Here is an 11631-nt window from a genome sequence, read left to right on the forward strand (position 1 = left end):
TTAAAAGACCGCCTTATGATAATATAAGCCTTGAAAAAATCTTGTCAAGGGAGGAGAAGAAAAAAATGAAATATTTGATGCTTATTTTAGCCCTTTCATTGATATTCCTACCTATTTCTGAAGCTAAGGAAATCGAATTAATAGGAGCAGGAGCCACATTCCCCTATCCTTTGTATTCGAAGCTTTTTTCCGTTTATCACAAGGAAACAGGAGTTAAAGTAAACTACCAAGCGATAGGCTCTGGAGGAGGAATAAGACAGCTCATCAACAAAACCGTAGATTTTGGAGCCACTGACTCTCCACTAACGGAGGAAGAGCTTAAGGAAGCAGGATCCCCTATAGTTCACATACCAACCTGTTTAGGAGCACTCGTTTTATCCTACAATCTTCCTGGAAACCCGAAGATAAACCTAAATGGAAAAGTTTTGGCTGACATATACCTAGGAAAGATCAAAAGGTGGAACGACCCTGAAATAGCCAAGCTTAATCCCGGAGTTAACCTTCCCAATATGAATATTACAGTAGTCTATAGATCCGATGGGAGCGGAAGCACTTACATATTAAGCCAATATTTAAGTAAAATAAGCAGCGAATGGAAAGAAAAGGTTGGCGTTGGAAAATCCCTTAAGTGGCCAACAGGAATCGGAGGAAAGGGAAATCCTGGAGTGGCTGGGCTTATAAGACAAATTCCTGGCAGTATAGGCTATATAGAGTTTGTATACGCCCTTCAAAACAAAATGACTTATGCTTCCATAGAAAATAGGCATGGGAAATTTATCGAACCCTCTGTTGAAACCATCACAGCCTCCGCAAACGTGGACATACCTGAAAGCACTATCGTTGATTTAACCGACACAAGCTCACCAAACGGATATCCGCTAAGCAGTTTTACATGGATTATAGTATATAAAGAACAAAACTATGAAGGAAGGTCTATTGAGAAAGCAAATGAACTTGTCAAGCTTCTATGGTGGATAATACATGATGGACAGAAATACGCTGCCGAGCTCTCCTATTCCCCTTTACCGCAAAAAGCCATTGAAGCAGCAGAAAAGGTCATAAAATCTATAACCTATAACGGGCAATCTCTGCTTAAATAACTGCTCCTATTATAATATCGTTTACATTCGTCCCAGTGGGACCAGTAATCACCAAATCTCCACTAGCCTTCAAGGCATTATAGGAATCGTTATCTGAAAGCGCTTTCTCTGGATCAACCCCAGAGGAAAGCATCCTATAAAAGCTTTTCCCATCCACTATTCCTCCGGCAGCATCGGTGGGACCATCGGTCCCATCGGTGCCAACGGAAACTAAAGCCACGTTACTCTCTCCCTTGATGGCTATAGCTACTGAAAGGGCAAGCTCCTGAGCTCTTCCTCCCTTACCGCTTCCCTTAACGTGAACTACAGGCTCCCCACCTAAAACTATCATGCAAGGAGGAGATATAGGATTAGAGGATCTTTTGATCTCCTTAAGGATCTCAGCTATAAATCTACCTGCCTCAGAAGCCTCGCAATTAAGGGTTGAGGTTAAAAAGAGAGTCTTATATCCTAGTTCCTTAGCCTTATCCATAGCGTATTTACAGGCTAGACTAACACTACCTATTATCACACTCCTAACGTTATTAATTTCCTTAGGTGTATCTGGAATCTCACCCCTTGCTCCTCTTTCAATTATCTCCATAACAGCCGATGGCATCTTATCCATCAAGGAGTACTTATCTATGACCTTTAAAGCATCTTTATAAGTAGTCTCATCAGGATAAGCCGGACCAGAGGCTATCGAATCAAGTCTATCACCAAGAACATCTGAGAGAATAAGAGAATAGACAAAAGCAGGATAAACAGCTTGGGCAAACCTTCCACCCTTTACCCTCGATATGTGCTTTCTAACGGTATTCATCTCTACTATATCAGCTCCTGACTTCAAAAGGAGCTCATTAACCTTCTTCAAGTCCTCAAGGCTAACCCCTTCCATGGGAAGCTCAAAGAGAGCGGAACCTCCACCAGAAACAAGGAACAACAGATTATCACCTTCTTTTAATTCACCTGCCAGCCTCAAAGCCTTCTCAGTAGACAAAAGGGTATTTTCGTCAGGAATCGGATGTCCCGCCTCGTAAACTTCTAGGCCTTCTATATCCCCAAGAGAGTGCTTATATTTAGTTATAACTATCCCTCTTTTAACCTTATCTTTAAGCTTTTCCTTAGCGGCCTTAGCCATCCTCCAAGCAGCCTTACCTATAGCAACTAAATATAAATTATCAAGCCTATCTATCCTTTCCCTCTCTATAGCTTCTTCCACCGCCCTATCGGGAAGAACCCTCCGAACGGCAAAGTCCACAACCTCAAGAAGATCCTCCCTTAAACCCATAGAGATCACCTCTCAACTGCCTTTAGGCGTTCTTGACGGTTTACCAAGGTGAAAGCCTTGAGCATATCGCACATTCAACTTCTTTAAAGCTTCAACCATCTCAGCGTTTTCAACATGCTCAGCTATAACCTCTATCGACATTCCTTTGAAAAACCTAACTATGCCCTCGATTATCATTTTTGCCCTAGAGCTTACAGTAATCTCACGAACGAGATTCCCAGCTATCTTCACAAAATATGGATCGAGATACCTAATATAAAGGAAAGAGGAAAAACCGCTTCCAAAGTCATCTATTGCCAACCTTATACCTAACCTAGCAAGTTCCTTTACAAAGCTTATCACAGCCCCAAGATCTCTTGCAGCTCCCTTCTCCGTGATCTCTATAACCACGCTCCTAGGGTCAACACCATACCTTTCAATAGCGTTAGTTAAAAATCCGATTGTCTCCGTATTCTCAATCTCCCGAACGGAAAGATTAATAAAGATAAGTTTATCTCTTAATGGATCGACTACTTTCTCAGCAAAGGCATGTTCGATAATTTTCCTACCTAGATCAAAAATGAGTCCCGTCTTTTCCGCCGTCTCTATAAAAAGAGCAGCAGGAAGAGGTTTACCCTCCCTATGTATGCGAGCTAAGACCTCATAACCGATGATTTCTCCCGTTCCCAAATCAACAACAGGTTGATAATAGGGAAGGGCAGAAACACCATCGATCTCCTTCAAGGCCTTCTGCAATAAGACAAAATATTCATGAAAGGCAACAGGAACCTCGAAATCCTCTCTCTTTACATCTTTCGCAAAACAAACCTTACTTCCACCCCTTCGCTTAGCGCAACTACAAGCAAGCTCTGCCGCAAAAAGAAGATCATCCATCGCCTTCCCATCCTGAGGAAACCGAGCAATTCCAATGCTTCCTGTAACGGAAATTCCCTCCTCAACCAAAAGCTCTAGCTTCATAGAAGAAACCCTATCTTTAATTATGCTAGCCTTAGAGAATAAAAAGGATGGATCAGAGTTCTTAAAGATAATCCCAAATTCATCCCCTCCAATACGACCTATGGCAGTAGCATCGCTCATCTCCTCCCTCAAAATGTAAGCCACATTTACCAAAATCATATCTCCCAAAGCATATCCATACATATCGTTAATTAAACTTAGGTTATCTAAGTCCAAGTAGAGAAGCCCAAAACCACTACCTACCCTTTTCTCAATCTCCTCAGAAAGCACCTTACCAAACCCATGGCGATTCAAAAGCCCTGTAAGAACATCCATCGTTAAATATTTTTCAATTAAACTACGCTCTTTAGCATTTAAAGCATAGTAAAACAAAAAGTTTAACAAGAGTCGATTTAACTCTTGAAGGAATAGACTTCCCTCCCTCGAAAGGCTAGCATTTCTTAAGAAATCACTTAACAAACGATTTGCAATCTCTAAATGCAAATTAAGAACTCTATCTTGAGGAATACGCAATGCATAAATTATGGCTCCTAACCTGCTAAAATTTAAAAAACCTCTTCTTCTTTTCCCCCATCAGTTAAGGATAAAAGCGCTTTCTTCAAAACCTCCGCCTCATCGCTATTTAAATCTCTATTTAAAACATCCCTAAAAATCCTATTAAACCCTAGGACGTATTCCCTTTCCAAGAGCTCTAAAATATACCTATTTCTTTCGCTTCCCTTCCAGTTACTTTCCAGACTCAAGGCTCACCCCCCTAAATCCGAATAAAACAGCACCATGTTTTTCCCTCGCCTTTTAGCCTCATACATAGCTATATCAGCAAACCTTATCAATTCATCTAGACTTGAAGGGTTATCATCTGGAAAGGATGAGACTCCTATACTTACGGTAATACTAATCTTTTTATTAGTAAATTCACTTTCTGAAATACGCTTTCTTATCCTCTCGAGAGGAACCATTGCCCTCTCCTTATTAGTTTTCACAAGGAGTATCAGAAACTCTTCCCCACCGTATCTAATCACTGCATCCCCTGATCTAACGCTTCCTCTAATGATATCACTAACCTCACGCAGTAACCTATCCCCCAGCGGATGTCCATAACTGTCGTTCACGCTCTTAAAATTATCTATGTCAAGCATGGCTAAAACAAATGGCTCTCTAGTTTTATTAGAGGTTACCCAAGCTCTGGTTAAAACCTTCTCCATGCCGATTCTATTATAAAAGCCGGTAAGCTTATCGATCTCAGCGCTCTCCTTAAGATAAGCAACCAGGGTATCAGAGATAACTAAAATTTGCGTTAAAAACTCCGTCGCTCTTTTTATATAAAGCCAAGAAACACAATCTGTATCGCTATTTAAGTTTAAGAGTCTCTTAAGACTACTGATATGAATGTCTACTATGTTAGTTGCCTCCAGGTTAGAAATATCCAAAAGCTCAATCAAGGTCTCATAGGCCTCATATAAGACCCTTTCATCTCCTCCCTCTAAAACATACTTCTCTAAATACCTCTGGTATTCTTCCTCGAAGCCTCGCTTTCCGTTACCCATTTTCACTCCAACCCCTCTTAACTAAAACAACTGTGGCATCATCCTCTTTTACTCCAAACCTCTCTAAAATAAAGCTCGCTAAATCCTCCACCTTGGTTTTAACTATCTTTTCAAAACTTATACTGTCTAAAAAGCCTCTTTTAACCCCATCAGTGCAAATCACTAAAGCAAAGGTCAAAGGAAGATCCTCCAAGAATATCTTAGGTCTAACAAGAGTCTTACCTAATATACCATTAGTTCGCGTTAAAACCTTTAAGGATGAGGATGTAAAAAGAAAAGAGTTTATATCACCGAAACTTATATAACTTAGCCTTTTCTTATAAAACATACCTATAAAAGCTACCCCACCTCGCGTTCCCCGGAAGACCCTTTCAAGACCAAGATATACGCCCCAGATATCAACCTCGGGTATCTCCTCAAGAACCCTCCTTGCCTCCTCAGCTAAAGCTGCTGCTCCTGGTCCATGACCCAAAACGTCAATAACGCAAACAAAGTATCCCCCTTTCACCCTTTTATAAAAAGCGAAATCACCGCTTTTTTCTTCCGAATAGCGAGGCCTTGAAGCGACACCTATATCGAGCAAAAAGTCACCTTCCTCCCCTTGTCTTAAATCTATCTCTGCCTCAAACACCATACTTCCATCAGGTTTAATCCTCTCCTTAAAGCTAGTGCTGTATTCCCTCGCAATCTTAAGCCCAACACCCAAACTACCCTTAACAGAGGAATATTCAGACCTCATAGCTGAAACAATTACAATCTTATTACCTTCACGCCTAACAGAGATGCTACCACCTTCGGCATATTTGAGAATATTCGTGGCAAGCTCTCTCGAGATCAAAAGGATAGAAGAAATGATATTATCACTTAAGGAAAGTAAGTTAAGAAACCTCCTTAATCTATACTCTAGTATAAAAAGATCCGCTTCAACCCCAATACTAACTCTTATTTCGCCGCTCAAATTCGTCTCTTCCCCTTTTCAACTATAACAACCGTTCCCTTCCCTACTTCCGAAGCTATAAAAAAAGAATCCATCAGCCTCTTTATCCCTGAAAGACCCAAGCCGAGGCTTCTTTGAAAGGTCGTATACCCTCTACTTAAAGCTTTCTCAACATCAGGTATACCAGGACCCTCATCGTAGGCGACAACCTCCAATATTAATTCATCATCCCGATACTTCGTCCTTGCATATATATACCCTTTCTTAGCGTATCTATATATATTACGAGCAAGCTCCGAAACGGCTGTTGCTACCTTTGTCACATCAGCAAGAGGAAAACCGCTCTTCTCTGCAAAGCTTTTTATCATCTGTCTTGCCAGATAGATATCATTCTCACTCTCTATCCTAACAACAAGCTCATAATCCTCCACCTTTATCTTAACATCCCCAAATCGAACCCTATACTCTTCAAGCATAGCCTATGCTCACCGACCTATCACTCTCAATAGCTCCTACTCAAGACCTCGATAGCCTTATCTAAGCTACTTACAGTAAATATGCTCTTAAAGGATATACCTATCTGAGCAAGGGTAAGCGCCACGTGCGGCTTAATACCACATAGGGCCATGTAACAACCCATGGCTCTCAACATTAATGAGGTCTCTATAAAAACATAAGACATGTAGCTATCTATAACATCTAAAGCGCTAACATCTATAATAACTCCCTTTATATCTCTCTGGCTTATTCTATCAAGGATATCCCTTTGTAGATTATCTACCTCTTTATCACTAAGCTCCCTTTGCAAGGGGACAACAAGATAGTCCTTAAAGCCTATTATAGGAGCAATTCCGCTCATAAGCTTATGTCTCCTTCTCAGTACCTTGCCTAATGGTAGAATCTATCTCTAACTCCTCCATACGCTTTCTCTCCCTCTCCATCTTTCTTATAGCGTATTGAAGAGCGCTCTCCAAATCCCTCTTCACAACCACCATACTAAAATCTATATTAAGCTTAACAAGGGTATGCGCTATTTCAGGCTTTACGCCACATAAAACCACATCACCGCCCAAAAGCTTAACAGCCCCAAACATCTCTATTAGGAAACCACCTACAAAAGTGTCAATCATTGGAACACCTGTTACATCTATAATAACCACCTCAGCCTTGCTCTCCTCAATCTTTTTAAGCAATCTTTCCACAAGAGTTTGAGCTCTCTGACTATCAAGAGTTCCTATTAAGGGAACCAGAAGAACATCTTTCCACAAGTGAACGATAGGAGTAGAAAGCTCAGACAGAACTTCACCTAACTCCTTTATCTTCCTTTCATCTTCCCTTCTCTTCTCAGCCAAAGCCTCTATCAAAACATCGTAAATATCGACAAGAGGAAAATCGCTTATCTCTGAAGCCATGCTTTTAAGGCCTAAGGAGATCCTTCTTTCCTCAATTAATCCCAAAAGGGCTAAGATTGATGATTTAACCCTCTCCTTAAAATCCTCCCTACCATAGGTCTCAGCAATGGTAACTAATAACTCTCTCCATGATTCCCATTCCTTCTTGGAAGCCGCTAATCTTTCAGCCAAACTATCAAGCTTTGAGATTATAACATTCTTCAACATTTAACTCCCTCCAAACTTGAAAAATCTTACCTTTATTTTATCAAAAGTAAAAAACTCTAACAATAGAAATTAAACCTTATCCTATGTTATAATTCTTCATTATGGAGGAGCTTATCGAAAGAATAAAGCTCGAGGGAAAGGTTATAGGAGATGACATCCTCAAGGTAGACAGCTTCCTTAATCACAGAGTAGATTCGATCCTCCTTAAGAAGATTGGCGAAAGGTTTGCAAGAATATTTGAAAGCGAAAGGGTAAGCTTGGTTTTAACTGTTGAATCTTCGGGTATTCCTCCTGCTTTATTCACCGCCTTTTATTTAAATGTACCACTTATTTTCGCAAGGAAGAAAAGGCCTATAACCCTAGATGGAAGGGTATTTGAAAGGAAGATAGTCTCAAGAACGAAGCTCAATGAGGTCACAATATCCCTATCAGAGGAATACATCAAAGAGGGGGAGAGGGTTCTTATAATAGATGACTTTCTAGCCACAGGTGAAACCATAAAGGCGCTTTGTGAAATGGTCGAAGAGGCTAAAGGCAAAGTAGTGGGTATAGGAGTATGCATAGAAAAGGTCTTTCAGAGAGGAAGGGAAACCCTCAAAGGATATAAAGTGGAGTCGCTTGCTAAAGTAGAGTCCCTAAATCCGCTTATAATCAGGCCATGAAGTTTAAGGTAGAGGTTTTAAATTTTGAAGAACCGGTAGATTATGAAAGATGCCTCAAAATACAAAGAGAGCTCTTAAGAAGGGTAGAAAGCGAAGATCTCGGCTTTCTCCTCCTTCTGGAACATGAGCCAGTATTTACCCTTGGGAAAAGAGCCAAAAGAGAGCATATACTCGTTCCTGAAGAGGTTCTCAAAAAGGAAGGAATAAAGGTTGTTGAAACTGATAGAGGAGGAGACATCACTTATCATGGTCCAGGACAGCTTATATCTTACCCCATAATTCCCTTAGACTGTAGCGTAAAGGAATATGTATGGAGACTTGAAGAGATAGTTATAAGGGTTCTTGAAGAGTATGGGATAAAGGCAACTCGTAAAGAAGGTTATCCAGGGGTTTGGATAGACGAAAAAAGAAAGATAGCTTCCATAGGAATAGGGATTAAAAGAAGCGGAAAGAAGTGGATAAGCTATCACGGAACAGCTTTCAATATAGATCCCATAATGAGGCACTTCCTATTCATAACCCCATGCGGGCTAACCGGGATTGAAATGGTATCGATCAAAAGCCTCGTCAGAATATCTCCTCCTATTAGCAAGGTAAAAAAACAATATTTAGAAGCATTTAAGACTCTATTCCCTTTTCATGAAGTTTTAGAAGAATGTTAATGATATAATAGTAATTGAGCCTATTATACAAAACTTTAGGAAAGCGAGTGAAGAGAATGAGGAGAAAGTTTGAGGCGATCTCAAAGTCGTTATTTTGGGTATCCATACTAGTAATCGCCGGGCTTCAAGTGGTCGTCTTCTACTCAGTTATAATGCGATACCTATTCAGAAGACCTCCTTACTGGTCGACAGAGGTAACAGAGCTAATGATAATTATGTTAACTTTTCTCGCCATAGCTGAGGTAGAGAGGCTTGATAAACACATAAAGTTCAGCTTATTTGTGGATTGGTTACCACCGAGAAAGAAATGCATAGTAAACCTAATAAACATACTTATAGCTTTAGCCTTCATAGCTTTAATGGTTTGGGAAGGAGGAAAGGCAACTTGGCTTGTGTATTCTAAGGGAATGAGAGTTCCTTCGCTTTTAAGAACCCCGTTATCGCTGATCTATGTATTCCTACCGATAGGAGCTGGAGCTTTAGGAATCCAACTTGTGATAAGGTTCTTAGATGAGCTAGAAAAGCTTAGGGAGGGGAGAGCATGAGCTTCGATACTATAACCATAATAGCCTTATCAGCACTTTTACTTTTCATGGCTATTGGAGCACCCATATTTATCTCACTAGGATTTGCAGGTGCCATAGGAATATATTTGGTGAGCGGAACAAAAGGGCTATTCCAGATACCGGCTTCCATAACTTCCCAGCTTTATAGCTTCCTGCTTGTGGCCATTCCCCTTTACGTTCTAATGGGTGAGCTAATCTTCGTTAGCGGTATAGGTAGAGACATATATAACGCTTTTAGTAAATGGCTAAACAGGATACCAGGAGGATTAGCTATAGCCACCATATACTCCTGCGCCCTCTTCGGTGCCATGTGTGGAGTTAGCATCGCTGGAGTCGCAGCTATAGGAACGATGGCCATACCTGAAATGCTTAAAAGAGGCTATGATAGAAAGCTTGCTGCGGGAGCAGTAGCTGCACCTGGAGCTTTAGCTGTCTTAATACCACCAAGCATATCATTCATAATTTACGGTTCCCTCTCTGGGGAATCGGTCGCAAAGCTATTCATAGGGGGAATAGTTCCAGGGTTAGTTCTTGCTACCATGATGGCGGGATATGTGCTTCTGGCCGTATTGAGAAATCCAAGCTTAGCCCCAAGAGAGTTCACCGAGGTTAGCCTAAAGGAAAAGCTAGCATCACTTAAAAGGCTTTGGGTCGTAATATTGTTAATAATCTTCGTTCTAGGTTCCATCTATACCGGAATAGCTACACCAACTGAGGCAGCATCCATAGGAGTAGCTGGAGCTCTAGCTGTAACTATAATCTATAAGACATTGACCTGGAAAAAGCTTCTAACCGTATTATCAAACTCCGCAAGAATAAGCGCATCACTGCTTATAATCTTGGCCTGCGCTTTCACCTTTAGCCAATTCCTGAATCTAGTAAGGCTACCGGAGAGGATCGCAAAGTGGGCTACAAGCGTCCAGGTCCCTGGAATAGTCGTAATACTTATATTCATGGGAGTATTAATACTTTTAGGGTGCATAATAGACGGAGCTTCTTTGATAATAGTCACTACCCCTATAATGCTTCCAGCGGTCAAAGCCTTGGGCTTTGATCCACTATGGTTTGGGATACTCATGGTACTAAACGTAGAGATAGCGGTAATAACACCGCCGGTAGGTCTTAATCTTTATACATTAAAGAGCATAGCGGAAGATCTACACATAAACGAGATAATCAGGGGAACGGCACCTTACATAATAGTTGAGATATTATGCTTGTTATTGTTTGTATTCTGGCCATCCCTGGCCTTATGGCTACCAAGCACTATGAGATGAAAGGAGGTGAAGAAAGTGAAGAAAGGCTATGTATTAACAACCCTCATATTACTAAGCCTGATCCTCGGAAGTAGCGCTATAGCCCAAGTGATAAATATGAACGTAGCATCCCATGTAACGCCTGGATATAAGGATCTTTTACCTCCAGAGGAAGCTTTTATTGAAGATGTCAACGTAGCAGGAGAAGGTAAGGTCAAACTTAACTTCTATCATTCCGAAACCCTACTTAAGGTTAACGAGCTTATACCAGGCCTTGAAGCTGGAACTGCAGATATAATCTTTCACACCACATCTCACACAACAGGGAGCTGGCCCATAATGGGCGGACCATCCTTACCGTTCCTCTTCAAGAGCGACCTAGACATTAACGAAAAGCTTAAGATAGGCCAACCGCTCTTTAACCTCATGCAAAAGATCATGTTGGAAAAGCATAAAATAGTATTCCTGGCCTATGGCGCTATACCTTCTCAATATCTATGGACCTCTAAGAAACCCGTTAGGAAACCAGAGGATATAAAGGGAATGATAATAAGGGTGGGAGGAGAAGCTGAGGCAGAGGCCATTAAAGCTCTAGGGGGTTCACCGGTATTCATGTCCTCAGGAGAGCTTTATGAAGCCTTGCAGAGAGGAACCATAGACGGACTCATAGCATATCCTGGAACTATTGGTGGAAGATCGCTTCACGAGGTCCTCAAATACTGTACAAAGATACCATTAAGTGCCTATGGAAGAGGTATATATATGAAGAAAGAAACTTGGGATAAGCTTCCGGGAAGCGTAAAGCGCATCATAACCCTTGCAGCATATAAATACGATTACCTTCACCTTAAATATGCAGAGGCAGCTCATGAACAAGATGTTTGGCCCAAAGTCAAAGCTAAAGGAATAGAGATCATCGAACCAACAGAGGAAGCGATAAAGCAGTTTAGAGAAATCTGTAAACCCACCTGGGATAGCTGGATAAAGAAGGTTGGAGAAGATATAGGTAAGCAATTTATAGAGCTCGCAACGAAATAGAAAAAATAAAAGGGGTG

Annotated in this window: 14 protein-coding genes; 6 read left to right on the forward strand and 8 right to left on the reverse strand. The window is 41.0% G+C overall.

Translation table 11 applies throughout. The features are described from left to right. The first annotated feature begins 65 nt into the window (after nt 1-65). Nucleotides 66-1100 (forward strand): phosphate ABC transporter substrate-binding protein PstS, encoded by a 1035-nt coding sequence (gene pstS / locus NZ900_05270; protein MCS7233494.1) that lies wholly within the window; start codon nt 66-68, stop codon nt 1098-1100. Here pstS and NZ900_05275 read toward each other — a convergent pair. From NZ900_05275 to NZ900_05310, 8 genes are all read right to left on the reverse strand, one after another. Continuing rightward, entirely contained in the window at nt 1093-2370 is a 1278-nt protein-coding gene (locus NZ900_05275) for a glycerate kinase (protein MCS7233495.1), read from the reverse strand. The genes pstS and NZ900_05275 overlap by 8 nt on opposite strands. A gap of 12 nt (nt 2371-2382) precedes the next feature. Further along, nucleotides 2383-3810, reverse strand: a complete 1428-nt coding sequence (locus NZ900_05280; protein ID MCS7233496.1) for a bifunctional diguanylate cyclase/phosphodiesterase — start codon at nt 3808-3810, stop codon at nt 2383-2385. A gap of 62 nt (nt 3811-3872) precedes the next feature. Further along, nucleotides 3873-4070, reverse strand: coding sequence for a hypothetical protein (locus NZ900_05285; GenBank protein MCS7233497.1), 198 nt, complete (start codon nt 4068-4070; stop codon nt 3873-3875). 3 nt (nt 4071-4073) lie between these two features. After that, nucleotides 4074-4874, reverse strand: coding sequence for a GGDEF domain-containing protein (locus tag NZ900_05290; GenBank protein MCS7233498.1), 801 nt, complete (start codon nt 4872-4874; stop codon nt 4074-4076). Further along, a complete protein-coding gene (locus NZ900_05295) occupies nt 4867-5832 on the reverse strand; it encodes a SpoIIE family protein phosphatase (GenBank protein ID MCS7233499.1) in 966 nt (321 codons plus the stop codon). Before NZ900_05295 ends, NZ900_05290 begins: the two co-directional genes overlap by 8 nt. Further along, a complete protein-coding gene (locus tag NZ900_05300) occupies nt 5829-6287 on the reverse strand; it encodes an anti-sigma regulatory factor (GenBank protein ID MCS7233500.1) in 459 nt (152 codons plus the stop codon). Before NZ900_05300 ends, NZ900_05295 begins: the two co-directional genes overlap by 4 nt. Before the next feature lie 26 nt (nt 6288-6313). Beyond that, nucleotides 6314-6670 carry an STAS domain-containing protein gene (locus tag NZ900_05305; protein MCS7233501.1) on the reverse strand — a complete coding sequence of 119 codons (357 nt, stop codon included), beginning with the start codon at nt 6668-6670 and terminating at the stop codon, nt 6314-6316. 4 nt (nt 6671-6674) lie between these two features. Next, a complete protein-coding gene (locus NZ900_05310) occupies nt 6675-7430 on the reverse strand; it encodes an STAS domain-containing protein (protein MCS7233502.1) in 756 nt (251 codons plus the stop codon). Between the two features lie 101 nt (nt 7431-7531). Between NZ900_05310 and NZ900_05315 the strand changes: the two genes are divergently transcribed. Genes NZ900_05315 through dctP form a run of 5 tightly spaced genes read left to right on the forward strand, consistent with a single transcriptional unit; the run spans nt 7532 to nt 11614 of the window. Beyond that, nucleotides 7532-8092 carry a xanthine phosphoribosyltransferase gene (locus NZ900_05315; GenBank protein MCS7233503.1) on the forward strand — a complete coding sequence of 187 codons (561 nt, stop codon included), beginning with the start codon at nt 7532-7534 and terminating at the stop codon, nt 8090-8092. Continuing rightward, the gene (gene lipB / locus NZ900_05320) at nt 8089-8754 is read left to right on the forward strand and encodes a lipoyl(octanoyl) transferase LipB (protein ID MCS7233504.1); all 666 of its coding nucleotides are present in this window, start codon (nt 8089-8091) and stop codon (nt 8752-8754) included. The genes NZ900_05315 and lipB overlap by 4 nt, the downstream gene beginning before the upstream one ends. 56 nt (nt 8755-8810) lie before the next feature. After that, nucleotides 8811-9299: a TRAP transporter small permease gene (locus NZ900_05325; GenBank protein MCS7233505.1), complete on the forward strand. Its 489-nt coding sequence runs from the start codon at nt 8811-8813 to the stop codon at nt 9297-9299. Beyond that, entirely contained in the window at nt 9296-10597 is a 1302-nt protein-coding gene (locus tag NZ900_05330) for a TRAP transporter large permease subunit (GenBank protein MCS7233506.1), read from the forward strand. The genes NZ900_05325 and NZ900_05330 overlap by 4 nt, the downstream gene beginning before the upstream one ends. Before the next feature lie 15 nt (nt 10598-10612). Beyond that, nucleotides 10613-11614, forward strand: coding sequence for a TRAP transporter substrate-binding protein DctP (dctP, locus tag NZ900_05335; GenBank protein ID MCS7233507.1), 1002 nt, complete (start codon nt 10613-10615; stop codon nt 11612-11614). Nucleotides 11615-11631 lie beyond the last annotated feature (17 nt).

The organism is Synergistota bacterium, assembly GCA_025060595.1.
Classification (GTDB): domain Bacteria; phylum Synergistota; class GBS-1; order GBS-1; family GBS-1; genus 42-11.